Raw genomic sequence first — 22,125 nt, 5'->3', positions numbered from 1 at the left:
CCCTTTTGAGACAGCCTCTTTTTTGTTTTTAAGATCAATCTATTTTACTATAAACTTATAAATATTTGAACCTTTGTCGGTATTAACTTTTAATAAATACAAACCTTTATTCATTTGTTGTAATAAAAGTGTCGATTTAAAACTATCCACATTTTGACTCATTATTTCTTGTCCCAGTTGATTGATAACTTGAATAGAACGAATATTTTCAGTTGACTCAACATTTAAATATTCAGAAGCAGGATTAGGATAAATGCTAATATTTACCAATTGCTGAATAGATTGAACCGAAGTTTGAGCGTCCCATTTAAAAACACCACTCGTAGTTGCATTGGTGCTAAAGCCACCAGCCCATCCGGTTTGATCGTTCAAAAATTCTACACAAATATATTGAACGCCAGTATCAATTGGTGTCCAAGTTGCTCCAAAGTCTAACGAATATGAACTTCCGTATTTTGCAGAACCAGAAGCAGCACCATCGGTACCAACAGAATAATATTTACCTGGCATATCGGGAACTGCACAAATATCAGATTTCCAGAAATTAGCACCAGGAGTAACGCTACTCCATGTTGCACCACCATCTGTTGTTTTCTTCATAGTTAAGGAAGTAATTGCCCCTGTAGAAGTATTGTAAACTATTTGTTGAGCAATACCATTCATTTCATTATTGAAAGTTACCTTTTGAATATCAGTTAATCCAGGAGTTAATACAGTCCATGTTTCTCCTTTATCGGTAGTTTTAAAAATACGTCCTTTATTCGTTCCAAACCATGCAATATTATTGTATGCATCGTAAACTCCAGTCCATCCCATTTCACCACTTTGAGCAGCAGGATTATTAGCACTAGCAACAGCCGTCCATGTGGCACCACCATCGTGAGTATAATAAATTTCAAACTTACCGCTAATGGGATCGCCCATACAAAAACCATCGTTTTCATTAAAGAAATGAACAATATTTAAGAAGCTTGCTGAATTAGTAAACATAGATGCGTTATTTTGGTTTACCCATGTAGCCCCTCCATCAGAAGTAGCATAAACTTTACCACCGACTCCACTGGTAGGATATTCTGCAACCCAAGCCTTAGTAGCACTTACAGCAGATATATTTGCTGGAGCCAATGCACCATTTACAGTAATAGTTCCTGGTGTCCAAAGATTACCGCCATTAAGTGTTTTAGTAAATTCATTTACTGGTGAACCATTAGTTCCATCAACAGCAGTAGCCCATGCAATAGTATCGTTAACAATAGAAATATGATATACCCCTCTGTACATAGTTGTAAAGCCACTAGCTTGTTCAATCCATGCAGTATTAGCAGGTTCTTGTACTGTAATATAAGCGGTTTTTGTTTCTGTACTGCTATTTGTACCATCCGATACGGCTAAAGTTACAGCATATGTACCTGGAGTATTGTAAACAATGTTTTGAGGATTTTGTTGAGTGGACGATGAAGGGTTACCACCAGGGAATTGCCAATTCCAAGAAGTGATATTACCAACAGATTGATCGGTAAAATTAACATATCCACCCGCATTGATAAAATTACCAGAACAAGTAAAGTTGGCATATACCGATTGCATGCTATCTTGTACCATTTTAACAGCTTTAAAAGCATTGATACGTCCGGCTCCTACCATGCCTTGATGATTGGCATCTTGTAATGATTCAATATTATCGCACGAAGCTTTTAAGAAATAAGTTAATCTGTCAACAGAAATATTAGGATCGACCGATTTCATAAGAGCACATAATCCAGCTGCAATAGGACAAGCCATAGAGGTTCCTTGCATTTTGCCATAACTATTACCAGCAAATGTACTATAAACGCTATTATTTAAAAGGATATCCAAAAATCCACCATCATTTTGATAACCACCTGGTGCCATCACGTCAATCCATGTTCCATATTCAGAAAAAGAGGCTGCCTTATCATTACCATTGGTGGCACCAACAGCTATTACATGATTACATGCAGCAGGATATCCAACATAATTAACATTATTGGGATCTTCAGCTCCATCACCATTATTGCCAGCAGCAGCTACTAAAACACAACCTTTGTTATATGCATAATCGATTATCATTTGCATGGTTTGAAAAAACGAAGGTCCGCCAAACGACATGCTAATGATATCAGCGTCATGGTCGGCAGCCCAAGTAATACCTTCGAACATAGCCGATATACCTTGACCACCATCGGCATCGGCTCCTGCCTTAATAGCTATTAATTTACAATCGAAGCCAATTGAAGAAATACCAACACCATTATTGGTTGCAGCAACTGCAAGTCCAGATGTATGAGTACCATGCGACCAAACCATATCAGATGTACTGGGAGGCGTAGGATCATTGTCGCCATCGCCCAAGTCTATAGCTTGATCTACTTTGGGAGCAATATCGGGATGGTTAATATCTATAGCATTATCAACAACAGCAACTTTAACAGTTGCACTTCCATGAGTAATGTCCCATGCTTGTTGTGCACTAATCTTGGTTAAATGCCAATTATTACCCGCATTAGTTCCATAATCGTTTGGAGTAAAACGAATAGGAAAATAAGGTGCTTTTTCGGCATATTCTACTTCTGGTTGTGAAGCCAAATCGCGAATAAATTGCTCTACCATTTCTTTTTTCTCGAATTGTACTTTAAAAATTCGATGAAGTTTAGGATCGGTAGTCTGCCAAAAGGTGTTGCGGACGGAAATAATTCCGTATTTGTCTTTTAGTTCGCTCAAAAATGAAATGTTTTCGGGCAATACCTTACCGGCTTTAACCGAAAAATTCATTGGAACATTGTCTTTAAATTTAAAATAAAGAGCTCCATCTAAAGCATAACGATCGATGGTTTGAGCCCAAAATGCTTGAATGCCAAATATTAGCATCGAAGCCAATAACAACATTAAAAACTTAAATTTTTTAATCATAAATAAACTTTTTTAGGTTAAACATTGGGTTAAATATAGATATTTTTTTTTCAATTTTTGAACATTTTCTTAAATTATTTTTGATTATTTTTAAGTTCATCCCAATACTCGACTGCTCTACGCATATGAGGAATTACAATGGTACCGCCTACTACATTTCCTACAGCAAAAACTTCAAAAAGCTCATCATCGCTAACTCCAAGCTCGAAACAACGCTCTAAATGATACTTTACGCAATCATCGCAACGTAAAACTAAAGAACTAACCAATCCAAGCATTTCTTTTGTTTTTTTGTTCAATGCTCCATCTTCGTATGTAAGTGTATCTATACTGTAAATTCTTTTTATAACTTTATTATCAGCAGCCAATATCCGCTCATTCATACGTTTTCTAAAGGTTCTAAATTCTTCTATTTTGTTCATAACTATTTTCTTTAAATAATTTTTCCTATAAGAGTTGCCGAGGTGTACTTTTCAACTTTTACCATAACTTTATCGCCTACTTTTAATGTTATTTCTGAAGGAAATACAATCACTTTGTTTTGTGAGTTTCTTCCCATAAATTCTTTATCAGACCTTTTCGATTTTCCTTCAATTAATACTTCATATATTTTTCCTACGTCGTTTTGTTTTGAAATTTTACTTAATTCATTTTGTAAAGCAATAACTTCATTAAGTCGTTTAATTTTTAACTTTTCTGGCACATTATCAGTCATATTTTTGGCGGCATAGGTGCCACTTCTTTCGCTATATTTAAACATAAATGCAAAATCGTAGCCTACTTCTCTCATGAGCGAAAGTGTTTGTTCATGATCGTGCTCTGTTTCGTCGCAAAAGCCAACCATAATATCGGTTGAAATAGCACTATCAGGAATGTATTTTCGAATAGCAGCAATACGTTCAAGATAATACTCGCGCGTATAACCTCTATTCATAAGCTGCAACATATGATTACTTCCTGATTGTACAGGCAAGTGAATATGATGACATATATTAGAATATTGAGCCATTACATGCAATACATTGTCGTTTAAATCTTTTGGGTGGTTGGTACTGAATCGAATTCTAAGAGATGGAAAAGTTTTTGCAACTTTTTCGAGCAATAATGAAAAATTTACATCATGATACTGATAAGAATCTACATTTTGTCCAATAAGTGTAACCTCTTTGTAATTTTTTTGTTCAATATCTTTGATTTCATTTATTATTGTTTCAGGTGATCGACTTCGTTCAACTCCTCTAACATAAGGAACAATACAATACGAACAAAAATTCTGGCAACCACGCATGATAGAAACAAAAGTCGAAACACCATTACTATCGTAGCGAACAGGAATAATATCTTCGTAAGTTTCGTCGTCTGAAAGCATCGCTTCTACCATTCTTTTTCCAGAGCGAGCCTGCTCAATAAGTTGAGGCAATAAACGATATGAATCAGGACCAACCACCATATCAACCGTTTTATTATGAGCAATAAGTTCTTCTTTTAAACGTTCTGCCATGCATCCCAAAACTCCAACTATTGCATGATTGGCATTTTTATATTTCGAAAATAAACTCAATCGTCCTTTTACTCTTGTTTCGGCATTTTCGCGAATACTGCATGTGTTAATTAAAATAATATCAGCTTCTTCTAACTTTTGGGCTTTAACATAACCTTGCTGATTTAAAATAGATGAAACAACTTCGCTATCGGCAACATTCATCTGACAACCATAAGTCTCAATAAAATATTTCATAATCTATAAAACAATTAGACTCCAAAAATAATGTTTTGATAGCATTAAAAACAAGATTTTGATATATGACTCAATAATTATTGAAAACGTTGCACAGCATACGATAAAATTGTATTCACAAATGTTTGTTTATCATTTTGTTTAAAAGACAATATTTCATCAGCACTTGAAGCATTGTTGGGTGGATAAAAAAGACTGCAATTGGGATTTAGTTCTAAAAAATATAAATTGTTATGTTTATCGATTCTATAATCAAATCGAGCATAACCACTTCCATTCATGTTTTTATAAATAGCAATACTCTTCTCCATTAACAAATCTGCTACGCCCTTATTTGGGCAAGGAATATATTTCATTTTATGGTGATTTTGCCATTTAAGATCGAAATATTTAAAATGCTCACCATGAGGAAAAATTATTTTGGCAGGATAATATGCTTTCACTTCATTTTTGCTTACCGATGCAACTAAAACCGTATATTCATCGCCTTCTATATACGACTCAAGTAATACTTTTTTATAAAGCTTTAACATACGCCGAGTTTGCTGCTGAAGTGAATCAAAATCAAAAACTACCGATTCTTTAGTTAAACCAATGCTACTATAACTATTAAAATGTTTGACAATAATTGGGAACTGTAATTTTAAAGTTGAAAGCTCCTCAATTTTATGTATATATTGATATGCAGGAATCATGACTTTACTTTTTAGAGCGGCATCTTTCATTGCGATTCGCGATGGTTCATAAAATGCTGAGCCTGCACCTGTAAATGGCATTGTTTTTTTTTCGAGAAACTGCACAACTTCAATTCCTGGACGGTCGTCACCTTCGGCACCATCACACAAATTTAAACAAATATCATAATGGCGATAAATGTTTTCTAATATTTGAAAAGAATTATTCTTTGATAAAAAAAACTGTTTAGTTATATATTCTTTTAAATAAGGTAAAGGATTTATTTCAGGTTCGTTTTTACTAACTTGTGAAATACTATTTTGATTATCTACAGTTAAAACAGCTATTTTATACATATTCCAAATAATTTGTAAAATTAATCATTAAATTGTAACGAAATTTGATATATCTTCGTAAAAGTTTTAAAACAATTTTAAAATGAAGTTATATTCATTTTTAATACTATGTTTATTTATTTCGACGTACTTGTTTTCACAATGTTATTTAAGAATAGATGGGGGTCGAATAATATCAGGAACAACAGGATATATTGTATCTAATAATTGTCATTGGTTGAATAATAATTCTAGTGCAAATATTACACTAACAAATAATACAGTAAAGTTTATTGGCAACACTACAACACAGATAGGAGGATCGCAAGCCACTCCATTTTACAATTTACGAATTGCAAAAACTTCGGCTGATGTTTATTTAAATCAACATCAACAAGTAAATAATCAAATTTATATGGAAAGTGGCGATTTAGATTTGCGAAATTATAATATTACACTTAGCTCATCAGCTTCATTAGCTAACGAAACTTACGATAAACGTATTAAAGCAACAAACGGCAGCAACGAAGGTTATGGGACCGGATATTTAACCACAACTCGAACCAACCCCTCGGGCAATGTTGCTAATTTCGGACTTAATTTTACACCCGCTGGTAATTTGGGTAGTACCGAAATAAGAAGAGGACATTTACGCTTACAAGGTACTGGCAGTTTTACAAGCAACTACAGCGTCTATCGTTATTATCGAATAATACCAACAACCATGCAAACCCTTACTATTAATAATTTCAATTATTTTGTTGATGGGGCTAATCCTAGTGCCGGCATTGCAGAATTAAACATACATCCCGAAGCAAACCTCCAAATGTTTCAAGAAGTACAATACGGAACACCAATTTATTGGCAACCTCGCTCTACAAGCGTATTTGCTGCTTCAGATTATGTTACAAGTACTACAGTACATCCAGGATTATTAAATTATATTTTAATAACATTAGCCAGTACAACGGTACCACTACCTGTTGAATACTTATCTTTTTACGGAAATTGTAATCAAAACCATGTAGATCTTTTTTGGCAAACAGCCAGCGAAACAAATAACAGCGGATTTTATCTAGAAAAAAGCAACGACACTCAAAACTGGACGACCTTGGTATATGTTGATGGCAATGGTACGACTAACGCTATTCACTCATATACAGCAACCGATAACGACCCATATACTACTAACTATTATAGAATTAAACAAATAGATATTGATGGTACCACTTCCTTTTCCAATGTAATTGCCGTTGATTGTTCAACCAATGAGTGGGTAGAAGATATTTTACCCATTCAACCCAATAACGAATCTCAAAATTTTATAGTTCGTGGAGAGCCTAATAAAACTTATGAGCTAATATTCACTAATATACTGGGTCAACAACTACTATCAAAACAAATTCATCTAACATCGAGTGAGGAGATTATAAACTTATATGAAAATGTTTTTTCAACAGGTATGTACTACGTAACCATGTTGGGAGCCAATAAACGAATTACCAAGCCATTTGTTTTCAATAGACAATAAAAAAAGCCCCGGATTGAGGCTTTTTTTAAATTAACAATGCTAGATTATTAATGCACATGTCCATGAGCAAGCTCTTCGGGAGTTGCCTCGCGAACTTTTTCTATTTTTCCTTCAAAATAAAGATCTTCGCCGGCTAAAGGATGATTAAAATCGATACTAATAGCATTATCATTGATTTCAACAATAGTACCTTCCATTTCGTTACCCTCTTCGTCTTTAAAAGGAAGAACAGAACCAACATATAAATAATCTTTATCAATATTTAAGGCAGAAGGAGGAAAATCGATAATTGCCTCTTCGTCAACTTCGCCATATGCTTCATTAACAGGGATCATAAACTTAAATGCTTGACCTTCAGAAAGTCCACTTAATTTTTTTTCAAAGCTTTCCAAAAGTTGACCAACGCCAAAAATAAATTTAAAAGGTTCTTCTTTAGCAAACTCTTGAATAAGTTCACCATCGTAACCACTTAAATGTAGCTGAAACGATAATTCTACTACTTTGTTTTTGTCAATATTCATGAAAAAAAGGTTTAAAAATTTATTTGATAAAGGTAAGAATTATTTCTTTTAAAAAAAAGTATTTTTATTTTTCCAATTTATAATTTTACAAAACGAATATGCCTTATTAATTTCTAAATACATCTTTCTTTTTGAGTTTGTTAATTTTTCCAAATTGGGTTAATTTTTTCATATCAATACGTTTTTCATCGCCCACAATAACAATTACCATCGGTTTATTTTGAATATTTTCTTTGTAAAAACGATACATTTCATCAAATTTCATATCGTAATACACAGGTATTTTTTCTTGATTGGGATCGTGCTGATAGCCCAATAATTTCCATCGTACAACGGTTTCGCTTAAACTACGGAAAAAAGGTCGATCGCTTAACGATGATTTAACTAAATAATTGATTAAAAACGACCATCTATCAGTTTTTTGAGGCATAAAACGCACCAAAGAGTCAAAAACTTGAATTGCCTCAATCGTTTTATCTGATTGTGTACCAATATAACCCATAAAAACACTTTCTTTTCCCGATTTTGACGGAATGGTGAAACGAGCACCAGCAGAATATGCCATAGACCGATACTCACGAATTTCTTGCAAAACCAAACCACTAAAATCGCCACTAAAATATGCATTGAAAGCGTCTATATAAGGTTCAAAATCGTTGTAAAAAGGTTTTTGATTCATAAAGAAATAAATTTTGCTTTGAATAGCTTTGGGATCGTTAATAAAATAAACAGTGTTTTCGCTATATTGATTTATGTTAACATCGGCAGGAGCTAAACTTGCTTTAGGATTTGGAGTCCAACTTATATTATTTTTTAATATAGAAATAACTTCTTCGAGCGATTTTTTGCCAATATAATGTACATCGCATTCGAAAGTGGTAGCCAATTTAAATACTTTTATTAACGAATCGACGCCAACTTTTTTTAGTTCGCTCATAGTTGGTCTATCAATAAAAGTTGATTTTCGCCCAAATTCAACCCATTGAAACAAGGCTTGTGCAATTTGTTCGGGTTCGGACATTTCAATTTTACGATTCGATTTTTCGCCCTGGAGTATATTTTCGAGCTTATTTGCATCAGCTTTAATGGATTGTACAAAATCATTCAACAATAATACTGCTTGTTTTAAGTTATCTTCAATTCCAGACATTTCAATAGTGGTATAACTTCTATCGCTTAAAATATTTAAATTACATCCCAATTTAGCAAGTTCAAATTTAAAATCACTAACGGTTTTGTTCGTTGTTCCAGATAAATTTGCTAATTGACAAGCATATTTTAATAATGGATGATAGTATTCACCCATGCCATATTTTATTTTCAAAGTAAAAATATTGTTGTATGGGTTTTCGACTCTGTAAATATTGATACCCTTCTTGATACGATTAAATTGCACATCGTTTCGAAAATCAATAAATTTTTCTTTTATGGGTAATGTTGGCATTTCTTCTATTTTTTGGGCAAAAGTTGAAGTAGCATTGGTATTTGATACTACCGGTTTAAACCCTGGTTTTTCTAATTTTTCTTTTTTCATTGACCCCATACGCGAATAGAAAGCGAGGTAATTGCCGTTTAAATATTTTTGGGCAACATTTATAACATCTTGTTTGGTAATTTGCTTAATCTTATCAAGGATCGTATATATTTCGTTAATATCAATATTTTGACCCATCATTTCGGCTAATAACATGGCTTTGCCTTCATTGCTTTCTAATTGTTGTGAAAAATCTATATATTTTTCAAGTTTAATAGCTTGTAATAGTTCGTCGCTAAAATTACCTTTACGAAGATTTTCTAACTGTTCGAGTATAAGCTTTTCGGCATCCTCAAGTTTTTGTCCAATTATTTTTGGAACGGCAAAAATAATAAATTGACCATAATCGTTATAGCTTTCATAAAATGACATTGCCGCTAAGAGCTTATGTTCAATGGTTAATTTATCTAACAACCCTGTTTGGCTTGAATTAGAGAGCATAGAAGCACATATTTCCATCGCAATTTCGTCTTTATCGCCACTTTTGGGAGCACGAAAACCTAACATTTCTAGTTTTATGGGGCTTAATTTTTTTTCTATAAATTCACGTCCATTAAAAGGTTTTTCTTCCCAAATTTTTGGTTGAGGTAATTCTTTTGCTTTCCAAACTCCAAATTTTTCTTTTATAATGGGTAACACTTTTTCGGTTTCAAAATCGCCCACTAAAACCAATGCCATGTTATTAGGAACGTAATAAGTATTGAAAAATTCATACATTTTGTTTAATGAAGGATTCTTTAAATGCTCTATAGTTCCAATAAGAGGTTGCTGACCATAAGGGTGATTTTTAAAAAATACTTTATTAAATTCCTCAAATAAATTGAATTGAAACATGTCGGAATAAAGATTCTTTTCTTCGTAAACTGTTTCCAATTCAGACTGAAAGCTTCTAAAAACAGGCCTCATAAATCGATGACTGTATATCTCAATCCAACGTTCTATTTCATTAGATGGGAACGCATTATGAAATACAGTTCGATCAAATGAAGTATTAGCGTTAACATCCGTAGAACCAATTTGTTTTAAAACTTTGTCTAATTCATTTGGAATAGCATATTTATTAGCCTCAACCGATGCTTCGTTTATTTTTTTCTGAATTTCTTTACGTTTTTCTGCATCCGTTGTTTTTCCTAATTCTTCATAAAGCGAAATTATTTTATCAATATATGGTTTTTCTTTTGACCAGTCGATAGTACCCAATTCTTCTGTTCCCTTAAACAACATGTGTTCCATATAATGAGCCATGCCTGTAGCATCGGGTGGATCGTTTTTGGAACCCGCTTTCGTTACCACAACCCCATAAACAGTTGGTTGGTTATGGTCTTCGCTTAAAATCACCGTTAAACCATTATCAAGCTTAAATTGATTAATTTTAAAATTTAGGTCATTTTGTGCCGATAAACGACTTATTAACCCTAAAACAAAGCAAATAATAATCAATTTTAAACGCATGCGTTTCATATAAATTTTTTTAAATAAAACATTCAAATTTTGACTTCAATTATACAAACAAATATTGAAATTTAAAACACTTTTATTATAAATTTCGTAAAAGCCTATGATAAATTAAAAAAAAATATCTATTTTCGTACTTTAAAAAATATTGTTAATGCGTGTAGACAAAAAATTATTTCTTATAATTTTAATTTTGCATTGGTTTTTGATAGGAGGTTTAGTACACGCACAAACCAACGACGACAAAATTACTGAACAAAAGGCTTTTCAATATTTTCAAGAAAAAAATTATTCTGAAGCTCTTCCCTTATTTTCTCAATTATTAAGCTTATATCCCAAAGACGATCGCTATAATTTACACTATGCAGCATGCTTAATTGAAACCAATCAACTTATCGAAAAAGCCATTAAATATCTTCAATTTGCTGATAGCAAAAGCAACGATCCCATTATAAAATATTATTTAGGTCGTGCTTACCATTTAAATTATCATTTTAAAGAAGCCATTGAAAACTATAATGCTTTTCAACAATTAGCTACTTCTAAATTAGTAAAAGAACTTCAGGTAGAGAAACTTATTGAAATGTGCCAAAACGGTTTAGACCTTATAAAATTTATAAGCGACTTAACGGTGGTTGATAATCGCCGTATCAAAAGCGAAAATTATTTTTATTCTTACGATTTAAAAGAATTTGATGGTAAGCTAGTAATAAAACCCAAAGAGTTAAAAAGCTCTATTGATAAGAAAGAAGAGCCCGTCAATATGGTTATCTTCTTACCTAACAAATCCAACGTTGTTTATTACGGCAGTTATGGTAATAACAAAAATAACGGAAGAGATATATACCGTATCGAACGCTTGCCCGACGGCAAATGGAGTAAACCAGAAAACATAGGCAATATCATCAATACGCCATACGATGAAGACTATCCGTTTTTACATTCTGATGGCAAAACCTTATATTTCTCGTCAAAAGGTCATAATAGTATGGGGGGATACGATATTTTTAAGTCTGAATTCGACAGTACTGCTATGACTTGGACGAAACCAATCAATTTGGATTTCCCCATAAATACCCCATACGACGATTATTTATACATCACTGACAAAGATAATTTTTATGCATATTTTACATCGAATCGCGAAACACGAGACAATAACATTACCGTTTACAAAATAATTGTCGATAAAAACCCTATAAAACGTGAATTTAAAGACATTGAAGAAATTATTAATGTTGCAAGACTCGAAACCTCGTCCATTGCCGCAATAAAAAAAGCTGAAGAATCGAAACAAAAAAATAAGTCAAACGAACAGAACATCATTTTTGCTTCAAACGAGAACAACAATAACAATATAACTATAAGCCCATATAATTTTAAACCTATATCTTATAGTCCCAATTTAACAAGTCAAGAAGTGGCTAATAATCTTAAAGCCGATAACGAAAAAATATTAAAAAATGCTAACGAAATAAAACGTCAAAGCCAATTAGCCTACATAAAAGCTAAAGAGACAAACGAAAAAGCAAATCAAAAACGCAAAGAGGCATACGAAAAAAATGCAAAAATTAAAACCATAACCGATCCGGTTGAGGCAGAGCAAGCGAAACAAGAAGTTTATCAACTCATTAATGATGCTGAGGAGCTAGAACGACAAGCTATTACTGCCTACAACGTTGCTCAAAATTTTGAGCAAATTGCCAACGAAATGGAAAAAGATGTAGCCAAATCGCAAAACTTTATAAATGCTATCGAAAAACAAGGCACCGTAGATGAAGCCATTGTAGATGCCGCCAATAAAAACAAAGAACGTCTTGAACTAAGTCAAAATAAATATTCGTCTTTACAAAAAGCATACGAAGAAAGAAAAACATTACAAAAAAATAAAGAAAATGAGCTCGCCACATACGAACAACTGCTCAACAACACCTCTGATAGTATAACTCTCATAGACGAACAAATTAAACAAATCGAAACAAAAATGGCCAATTCAAATTCCGAAACCGAAAAAAACTATTTATCATTGCAACTCGACGAACTCAATAAACGTAACGATTTTTTAGATGCCAAGCAAGTAGAAATAGCTGAGTTAATTGAAAAAACCAAAATCGACATCGAAAATCTAAATAGTGAAAATCAATTTTTAAACGAATTTGCACAACAAGTAAGCACCGACAACCGATCATACGAAGAACTATCGAAAGAAAATATTACCAAAGATCAACTTAAAAAAGATATTTTTGACAAAGAATTATCAGCAGATATAGCTGTTGCTCAAACCGTCAAAGAAAAAGTTGGACAAAAAAATAAAAACAATACCAATACAAAAAACAACAACAGTTTAACACCCAAAAACAATAAATCTTTTAACAACATCACTCCCAACACAAATACTACTAATACTGTTTCAAATAATATAAATCAACCCATATTACAAAATAATACTATAAACACATCCGAAACCAACCAAAATAACCCATATGTCATAAAAGGTGTCAACCCATTAATTCCAAATTCAACCATCACAAACTCTGCCACCGTAGAAAACATTGAAAAAGAACAATTTAATGTTCAATACTATACCAATATTGTCAATGAACAACAAAAGAAACTCGAGATAATAAACAACGCTATAAATAAAACTCGAGATAAAAAAGAAAAGCAATTACTAGAACAACAAAAAAGTTATTTAACTGAAGAACTTCAATCAAATAAAAATGCGTTAAATCAATCGCAACAAAAAATTGCCGAATACAAAAAAGCACTAGCCAACAAAGTTGACACCGCCATGAACTATTCAAACGAAGAACTTATATTGCAAGCAAGTAAATACGAAAATAAATACGAAATAAATTTCACATTAGCTCAAAAACAACAATTAGCTAATGCAGTAAATATACAAAACGAACTAAAACAAAAAGAATCAAAACTTTTTGAAATAGCTAAAGAAATAAAACGTCTTGAAACCATTAAGACTTCATTAAACAATAATGCCGACCAAAAAGCTACTGAAAATGACATAAATAAATTGAAACTCCAACAATCTCAGCTTTTTAGAGAATATACCAACATGATAGACAAAAGCAACAACAATACAATTCAAATATACGATCAAATAATTAACAACATAAGAAACTATAATGTCGAAAATCCAGAAGTAAAAACAGCTATTCTTGTTGAAAAAGAAATAGAAGCACTTAAAGAGAAATCATCTCAACTAAAACAACAAGCGAACTTAGTTCAAACTCCCGAAGATAAAATTAACCTATACAAAAAAGCCAATATTATAGATCAAATTGCTATTCAAAAACAAAAATATGCGATCGATCTCTATGTTTCATCTCGTCAAAATATAGCACAAGTAACACAAACCAATAACGACTCTACCACTACCAGCAATACAAATAATAATAGCATCAAAACAAAAGAAACAATCAGCGTAGAATTAACTCCTGAAGAAAACAAACAGATTGTTCAATACCAATCCCAAATTGCAAAAGCTGAAAACAAACTCAATCAAGGCAAATCTCTTTACCAAGAAATTGAAGAAAAACGACAGCTAGCATCAAAAACCTATTCCAATAGCAAAAAGAAAGAAATATTAAAAGATGTCGATAAAAAAGAACAAGAAGCCGTTCAGTTATTAATTGAAGCACATAACATGTACGAAAAAGCCAATCAACAAAAACACGATGTATATCACAACAAAGTTACTCAACTCCTTAACAATGAAAATGTTATCGAAGACAACAAAACCATAGCAATACAATTTTTAAAAGAAGCCGACTTTTATTACAACGAAGCTCAGCAAGTACGACTAAACAGCAAAGCAGCTGCAACAAACGAAGATAAAATAGCTCTTCTGAATAAAGCAATGGCACTTGAACAAAAAGCTATTAACAACTTAGAATATGCACTCGATGCCATTACCCAAGCCGAACCGGTTGAATTTGTAGCCACCAATAACCTCACAAAAATCGACAAACTCGAAGCACTCGATAACCCAGTCAATGTCGACGAGGTTATTCGTATAAAAACCGAACGTGTAATTGCCAATCTTAATCTTAGCGAAATTGAAAAACAAGCTTTAGACGATGCTATTGCCAAACATCAAACCATAAACCAACTAATAACCGAAGCCGAAAAATACGAAAGTAAACTCAATTTGGCAAAAGAGATGGCTCAACATTCTACCAACAAAAGCGAAAAGAAAAAAGCCGAAAAATCTATTCCTAAGCTCGAAAAAGAATATTTCTCAAGAAAATTTACTGCTGCCGAACTCACCGAAAATGTAAATGACGCATACTATAAATTATACGAAAGTAAATTTACCGAAATACGACCTAAAGATAAATCAGAAGAAACCAAACAAGGAAAACAACTCGAAAAAAATGCTAATAAACTCTATATACAAGCAAAACAACTACGAGAAAAATCGTTTATTACCGAAAACCCTTACATCGCATATAATTACTTATTGCAAGCCGATTCACTCGAAAAATCTGCCATCGAACAACAAGAAAAAGCATTTGGATTATATTTAAAATTAAAACCACTCGAAGAAGAAATTAAAGAATATGCAGAAAAACATCCCAAAAAACAATCAATCAATGAATTAATCGTCATTAAAACACCCGCTAATGTAACTCCTATTACTAAAGATGAACTTGCACAAATAGAACAAGAAAATGCTAAAAAAAATAAAACACAAAATACTAATGATAACGCACCACAAAATCTAAACATCAATAACGAAAACAATAACGAGAAAAACGAAATATTAGCGCAAAACCCCACAAATAACCAACAAGATAACCCGCCACAAAACCAAAACATCAATAACGAAAATAATAACGAGAAAAACGAAATATTAGCGCAAAACCCCACAAATAACCAACAAGATAACCCACCACAAAACCAAAACATCAATAACGAAAACAATAACGAGAAAAACGAAATATTAGCGCAAAACCCCACAAATAATCAACAAGATAACCCACCACAAAATCTAAACATCAATAATGAAAATAATAACGAGAAAAACGAAATATTAGCGCAAAACCCCACAAATAACCAACAAGATAACCCAGCACAAAATCAAAACATCAATAACGAAAACAATACTGACAAAAATAAAATATTAACTGAAAATTTAAATAATAAAAACGAAGAAATACTTCACCCCGAAGATAATGAGATTAACACAAACACATCAACTACAAAAACGAATCAAGCTACCATCAACAAAAACGCAAGCATAGTACCAACCAATATTACCACCCCCATGGGCTTTAGCTTTATGCCCACAAGTCCTTACAACGAAGCCAATCCTATTCCCATCAATCCGCCATTGCCCCAAGGTTTAGTATTTAAAGTTCAAATTGGAGCATTTAACACTCCTGTTAAACCAAATGCTTTTACCGGATTATCGCCTGTTAGTGCCGAAAAACTTGAAGGCAGTAAATATTACCGATATTTCGTTGGTATGTTCTACTCCGAAGCAGCTGCTATTATGGTACGCGATTATGTCAGACCAATGGGATACAAAGATGCATTTGTAGTTGCTTTTTATAATGGTAAACGGATTAGCCTTTTTGAGGCTCGTCAAATAATTAAACAATCTTCATCAAGCGAGTACGAACAAATAGTTCAAAACGAAGCCGAAAAAATTAAAATGGTTACCTCCGTTGCACCCAATATAGCAGCAATAAACGCCCCCAACAATCTTCAAAACAAAAATGTAAATGCCCAGCCTGTATTAGGAACCTTAGTTAACAATACCCAAGAACTTTTTTATACTGTTCAGATAGGCGTTTACAAAACTCCTGTAACTCACGCATCACTTAAAAATTTAACTCCATTGTACGAAGATCATGCATACAACTTTATTCGATACCTTGTAGGTAAGTTTAATAATCGCAAAGATGCTGAAAACGAAAAGAATAAAATTGTTGCTTTAGGAATCACCGATGCTTTTGTCTCTGCATATTACAAAGGACAAAAAATAACCCTTGCCGAAGCGGCAAACATCGAAGCAATGAACCCCAATGCAGTAATTCAACAATCTGATGTTATAAATACTCTCCCTACTACTCAAAACACTTACGAACCCGTTAATGTCAACAATGTTGCCAATATAAACATTAATAATCTATTTTATAGAGTACAAATTGGTTCATTTAAAGAAAAAGTTCCATTTGATATTGCTGCTAAGTTTGTACAAATTTCAAGTCAATATGGTATTGATCAACAGTTAGAAGATGGAGCAACCATTTATTATGCTGGTAAATTCAAAACATACAACGAAGCACTTCAATGTAAGAACAATTTGCTAAACCAAGGCTTTTCCGATGCGTTTATTATTGCTACCGACGGCAAACAACGTATCTCGGTTAAACAAGCCAAGGAATTGCTAAATCAATAATCAACCATTATTCGTATATATCTGACAATATGTAAGTTATAATTTTATAATTTTTCTTAAAAATATTTTTATTTTCAAATTTTAATTGTATATTTGTAAAAATTGAATTTTATGAGAACTTCTCCTAAAAAACAGTCAACAATATACGAATCTACTCAACATAATCATCATTATTTAATACTTCACAATGATTCCATTAATACATTTGAGTTTATTATCGAAACATTAGTAGATTTGTGTCATCACGATCCTTATCAAGCAAGCCAGTGTGCACTTATTGCACATTACAAAGGCAAATGCGAAATTAAAAAAGGGGACTTAAATGACCTTAAAAAACTTGCTCAAAGCTTTAAAGAAAAGGGTATTATTGTAAGTATTGAATAAATTATACCTTATTTTTATATGTTAGGAATTATATCCGCTTTAATTTTAATAGGTATTGTTTTAATTATACTCGAAGTTTTAGTTATACCAGGTACAACTGTCGTTGGTTTCTTAGGCTTTACACTAATGGTTGTAGGTGTATATTTATCTTACTCTAAAATAAATACAACAACAGGCCATTATACCCTAGGTATAAGTTTAGTAGCTTTTATAATCATCTTAATTATTTCTTTAAGACCAAAAACATGGAAACGCGCCATGCTTAATACTTCCATTGATAGCACTGTAAATTTTCTAGGCGAAGACAAATCAAAATATATTGGCAAAGAATGTATAACCATTACTCGTCTAAACCCTTTTGGAAAAGTAAATTTTGAAAATGAATATTACGAAGCAAAATCGTACAATAATATTATTGAACCCAATACAATAGTAGAAATAATTAATGTAGAAGGCAATACTCTAATTGTTAAACCAAAATAAATAAATAAATTATGTTTGAAGGAAGTGCTTTAATTTTGTTTTTGTCCGCTATTGGACTAATTGTATTATGGATACTTTTATATTTTGTACCCATCGGCTTATGGTTTTCTGCATTAGTATCTGGAGTGCATATTTCTCTATTACAGCTCATACTTATGCGTTGGCGAAAAGTTCCACCTCGCGTTATTGTTAATGCTATGATAGAAGGGACCAAGGCAGGATTAGTTCTCAATCGCAACGAACTTGAAGCACATTACCTAGCAGGCGGTAGAGTAGCCCAAGTTGTTCACGCTTTAGTATCTGCCGGCAAAGCGAATATCGATTTAAACTTCAAAATGGCAACAGCTATTGACCTTGCAGGTAGAGATGTATTTGAAGCAGTACAAATGTCAGTAAATCCAAAAGTCATCAATACGCCTCCAATAGCTGCTGTTGCAAAAGATGGTATTCAACTTATTGTAAAAGCTCGAGTTACTGTAAGAGCTAACATAAAACAACTTGTTGGCGGTGCTGGCGAAGAAACCGTTATTGCCCGCGTTGGCGAAGGAATTGTTACCTCTATAGGTTCAGCCGAATCGCACAAAGCAGTTCTTGAAAACCCTGATTCTATTTCAAAAGTTGTTTTAGCGAAAGGCTTAGATAGTGGAACAGCATTCGAAATTTTATCCATTGATATTGCCGATATTGATATAGGCAAAAATATAGGGGCTCAATTAATGATGGACCAAGCCGAAGCAGACAAAAATATTGCACAAGCTAAAGCCGAAGAACGTCGTGCTATGGCAGTAGCTTTAGAACAAGAAATGAAAGCAAAAGCACAAGAAGCTCGTGCAAAAGTTATCGAAGCCGAAGCACAAATTCCCATGGCTATTGCTGAAGCTTTTCGCAATGGTAATCTGGGCATTATGGATTACTATCGAATAAAAAATATACAAGCCGACACCAATATGCGCGATTCTTTATCAAAAGGAAATAATATTGATTCAAAATAATTTTTTTTTAATTTAAAAAATTCCTATATTTGTGCCCGCGTTTGGAGAGGTGGGTGAGTGGCTGAAACCAACAGTTTGCTAAACTGTCGTACTGGGTAACCGGTACCGGGGGTTCGAATCCCCCCCTCTCCGCTTAATTAAAGTTAAATTTATTTAATAACGCTTAAAACTCATATACCATGTTTGATTTTGAAAAACTCGATGTTTATCAGGTTGTAAAAGAGCAAAACAATAAAGTTTTGACTTTCTTAAAAAACAACAATCAGATTGATCCATTATTAGCTGAACATTGGAAAAAAGCTAGTTTAAACAGTGTTATCAACCTAGCTGAAGGAACTGGTCGTAAAAACACCAACGAGAAAAAAGACTTCCTAACAGCTGCTCGTGGTAACATTTTCGAATCAACTACTATTTTACAAATTTGTAAAGATTTAGGACACATCGATGAAAACACCTACAACGAATATTACGAAGGTTACGAAAAAGCTTCAAAAATGCTTTTAGGAATGTTTCGCAGTTATAATAAACGCGAACAATCATATCAAAACGCTGAATATCAAAATCAAGAAGAAAATTTTAATATTTAGCACTCTCGGGGTATAGCGCAGTTGGCTAGCGCACCTGCTTTGGGAGCAGGGGGTCGTCAGTTCGAGTCTGACTACCCCGACTAATAACAAAAGGGTTTCAGACGTTTTAAGTTTGAAGCCCGTTTTTAATTTGCACACGATTTGCACAAAAAAGCTGCTTTTATGTAACAACTATTCTTCCATTTATTGCTTTACAAATTTACTTATATAATTTTCTTGCTCATTCCGAACTATATATAAACCCGAAGGTAGATGCAAAATAACAATAGAAGACTTTTGCAAAACTTTTTTTTGTTCGAGTCCAACCTTTTTGCTCGTCATTCTGAGCTTGTCGAAGAATGACCCCAATGTTTATTTAGGTTTGTGAATGGTTATACCTCGACAGGCTCGGTATGACGGTGGGTTTAGGTTTTATTCTTCTAAAAATATTACTTTTTTATTAGACTGATTGAATTTGTTTATTCATTCTACTTTGGTTAAAAATGTCTCAAAAGAGATCTTTGCAAAACTAACAACAATTCGTTATAGCGATAAAAAAAATCAATCTTATTTTAATTATTTATAAATTTCTTCTTCTCAATTACATAAGATGATTCGCAATGATAAAAAAGGAGATATTCAAAAGTCTTATTTTAAAATAAAAACAAAAAAAGCCCACCATATCGGCAGGCTTTTTTGTTTAAAAGAATATTCTTTTTTATTAATACATACCACCCATATCAGGAGCAGCTGGCATAGCAGGTTTTTCTTCTTTAATTTCTGAAATAGCGCATTCGGTAGTTAAGAAAATACTTGCAACCGAAGCAGCGTTTTCTAGTGCAATACGTGAAACTTTAGTTGGGTCGATAACACCAGCAGTTAATAAGTTTTCAAATTTTTCAGCTTGTGCATTGTAACCAAAATCGTCTTTACCTTCCTTAACTTTATTTACAATTACTGACCCTTCTAATCCGGCATTAGCTGCAATCTGACGTAATGGTTCTTCGAGTGCACGTTTAATAATATCGATACCGGTTTGTTCGTCTTCGGTTTCGCCTTTTAATTTTTCTAAGTCGTTAATAGCACGAATATAAGCGACACCGCCACCAGGAACAATACCTTCTTCAACTGCAGCACGAGTTGCATGTAATGCATCGTCAACGCGGTCTTTCTTTTCTTTCATTTCTACTTCAGTAGCAGCACCAATATAAAGAACAGCTACACCACCACTTAATTTAGCTAAACGTTCTTGTAATTTTTCTTTATCGTACTGTGAAGTGGTGTTTTGTATTTGAGCTTTAATTTGTTGTATGCGAGCTTTAATATCATCTTTCTTTCCACTACCATTAACTATAGTTGTATTTTCTTTGTCAACAATAACTTTTTCGGCTGTTCCAAGCATATCGAGTGTTGTGTTTTCGAGTTTAAAGCCACGTTCTTCAGTTACGACTGTTCCACCCGTTAAAATAGCTATATCTTCGAGCATTTCTTTTCTACGATCGCCAAAACCAGGAGCTTTAACAGCAATTACACGAATAGAGCCGCGTAACTTATTAAGAACTAAGGTTGCTAAAGCTTCGCCTTCAACATCTTCTGCTATAATCACCAATGGACGCCCTGTTTGTACAGTTGCTTCGAGTATAGGCAAGAATTCTTTCATGTTAGAAATCTTCTTGTCGTGGATAAGTATGTAAGGATTATCGTAAACAGCTTCCATTTTTTCTGTATTGGTTACAAAATAAGGTGATATGTAACCACGGTCGAATTGCATACCTTCAACGACTTCAACAGTAGTTTCAATACCTTTTGCTTCTTCAACAGTAATAACACCTTCTTTGCTAACTTTTTTCATTGCTTCGGCAATGAGTTTCCCAATTTCGGCATCGTTGTTTGCCGATACGCGAGCAACTTGTTCAATTTTATTATAGTCGTCGCCTACTTCTTTCGACATTTTTTTGAGGCTTGCTATAACTGAAGCAACAGCTTTATCGATACCGCGTTTTAGTTCCATTGGGTTGGCACCAGCGGTAACGTTTTTAATACCTATATTAATAATAGCTTGTGCTAAAACAGTAGCCGTTGTAGTTCCATCGCCAGCATTATCAGATGTTTTCGAAGCCACTTCGCGAAGCAATTGAGCCCCCATATTTTCAAACGGGTCTTTTAATTCTATTTCTTTTGCTACTGTTACACCATCTTTAGTAACTTGAGGAGCTCCGAATTTTTTTTCGATTACCACATTACGTCCACGAGGACCTAAGGTTACTTTAACTGCGTTTGCTAGTTTGTCAATCCCTTTTTTTAAGGATTCTCTGCTTTCGATGCTATACAAAATTTCTTTTGCCATAATCTATAAATTTTTAAATTTTAAATTAATTATTCTTCTATAATTGCTAAAATATCCGACTGACGCATAATTAAATATTTATCGTTTTGGATATTGATTTCGGTACCAGCATATTTGCCATAAAGTACAATATCGCCCACTTTCACTTTCATTTCTTCATCTTTGGTACCTGTACCAACGGCTAAAACTTTACCTCTTTGAGGTTT

At 33.2% G+C, this 22,125-nt stretch carries 14 protein-coding genes and 2 tRNA genes; 8 read left to right on the top strand and 8 right to left on the bottom strand.

Annotated elements, in window-relative coordinates:
* Positions 1–39: 39 nt before the first annotated feature.
* The 4 genes from HPY79_01105 to HPY79_01090 form a co-directional block, all read right to left on the bottom strand.
* Positions 40–2,931: a S8 family serine peptidase gene (locus HPY79_01105; protein NSW44414.1), complete on the bottom strand. Its 2,892-nt coding sequence runs from the start codon at positions 2,929–2,931 to the stop codon at positions 40–42.
* Between the two features lie 74 nt (positions 2,932–3,005).
* Positions 3,006–3,353 (bottom strand): carboxymuconolactone decarboxylase family protein, encoded by a 348-nt coding sequence (locus tag HPY79_01100; GenBank protein NSW44413.1) that lies wholly within the window; start codon positions 3,351–3,353, stop codon positions 3,006–3,008.
* 11 nt (positions 3,354–3,364) lie between these two features.
* Positions 3,365–4,669, bottom strand: a complete 1,305-nt coding sequence (miaB, locus tag HPY79_01095; GenBank protein NSW44412.1) for a tRNA (N6-isopentenyl adenosine(37)-C2)-methylthiotransferase MiaB — start codon at positions 4,667–4,669, stop codon at positions 3,365–3,367.
* A 77-nt stretch (positions 4,670–4,746) separates the two neighbouring features.
* On the bottom strand, positions 4,747–5,700 hold the full coding sequence (locus tag HPY79_01090; protein ID NSW44411.1) for a hypothetical protein: 954 nt from the start codon (positions 5,698–5,700) through the stop codon (positions 4,747–4,749).
* An 82-nt stretch (positions 5,701–5,782) separates the two neighbouring features.
* Between HPY79_01090 and HPY79_01085 the strand changes: the two genes are divergently transcribed.
* Positions 5,783–7,210, top strand: coding sequence for a hypothetical protein (locus HPY79_01085; GenBank protein NSW44410.1), 1,428 nt, complete (start codon positions 5,783–5,785; stop codon positions 7,208–7,210).
* A 47-nt stretch (positions 7,211–7,257) separates the two neighbouring features.
* Here HPY79_01085 and HPY79_01080 read toward each other — a convergent pair whose 3' ends face one another.
* A complete protein-coding gene (locus HPY79_01080; GenBank protein ID NSW44409.1) occupies positions 7,258–7,731 on the bottom strand; it encodes an FKBP-type peptidyl-prolyl cis-trans isomerase in 474 nt (157 codons plus the stop codon).
* Between the two features lie 106 nt (positions 7,732–7,837).
* Positions 7,838–10,726 carry an insulinase family protein gene (locus HPY79_01075; GenBank protein ID NSW44408.1) on the bottom strand — a complete coding sequence of 963 codons (2,889 nt, stop codon included), beginning with the start codon at positions 10,724–10,726 and terminating at the stop codon, positions 7,838–7,840.
* 148 nt (positions 10,727–10,874) lie between these two features.
* Here HPY79_01075 and HPY79_01070 point away from each other — a divergent pair, with 148 nt between their 5' ends.
* From HPY79_01070 to HPY79_01040, 7 genes are all read left to right on the top strand, one after another.
* The gene (locus HPY79_01070; GenBank protein ID NSW44407.1) at positions 10,875–17,147 is read left to right on the top strand and encodes a PD40 domain-containing protein; all 6,273 of its coding nucleotides are present in this window, start codon (positions 10,875–10,877) and stop codon (positions 17,145–17,147) included.
* 111 nt (positions 17,148–17,258) lie between these two features.
* Positions 17,259–17,531, top strand: coding sequence for an ATP-dependent Clp protease adaptor ClpS (locus HPY79_01065; protein ID NSW44406.1), 273 nt, complete (start codon positions 17,259–17,261; stop codon positions 17,529–17,531).
* 18 nt (positions 17,532–17,549) lie between these two features.
* Positions 17,550–18,014 carry an NfeD family protein gene (locus tag HPY79_01060; protein NSW44405.1) on the top strand — a complete coding sequence of 155 codons (465 nt, stop codon included), beginning with the start codon at positions 17,550–17,552 and terminating at the stop codon, positions 18,012–18,014.
* A gap of 11 nt (positions 18,015–18,025) precedes the next feature.
* Positions 18,026–19,006: a flotillin-like protein FloA gene (gene floA / locus HPY79_01055; protein ID NSW44404.1), complete on the top strand. Its 981-nt coding sequence runs from the start codon at positions 18,026–18,028 to the stop codon at positions 19,004–19,006.
* Between the two features lie 43 nt (positions 19,007–19,049).
* Positions 19,050–19,138: transfer RNA gene (locus tag HPY79_01050), tRNA-Ser, on the top strand.
* Between the two features lie 47 nt (positions 19,139–19,185).
* Positions 19,186–19,593 (top strand): four helix bundle protein, encoded by a 408-nt coding sequence (locus HPY79_01045; GenBank protein NSW44403.1) that lies wholly within the window; start codon positions 19,186–19,188, stop codon positions 19,591–19,593.
* A 6-nt stretch (positions 19,594–19,599) separates the two neighbouring features.
* Positions 19,600–19,673 (top strand) — tRNA-Pro (locus HPY79_01040).
* Positions 19,674–20,293: 620 nt separating this feature from the next.
* Here HPY79_01040 and groL read toward each other — a convergent pair.
* Together groL and HPY79_01030 are read right to left on the bottom strand one after the other, a co-directional pair.
* On the bottom strand, positions 20,294–21,919 hold the full coding sequence (gene groL / locus HPY79_01035) for a chaperonin GroEL (GenBank protein ID NSW44402.1): 1,626 nt from the start codon (positions 21,917–21,919) through the stop codon (positions 20,294–20,296).
* A gap of 29 nt (positions 21,920–21,948) precedes the next feature.
* On the bottom strand, positions 21,949–22,125 hold a 177-nt coding region (locus HPY79_01030; GenBank protein NSW44401.1), incomplete at its 5' end, for a co-chaperone GroES.

It is taken from the genome of Bacteroidales bacterium, from assembly GCA_013314715.1.
Lineage (GTDB): Bacteria > Bacteroidota > Bacteroidia > Bacteroidales > GWA2-32-17 > Ch61.
Note: the sequence above shows the minus strand (reverse complement) of the source record. Positions and strands in the feature narration are given on the sequence as shown.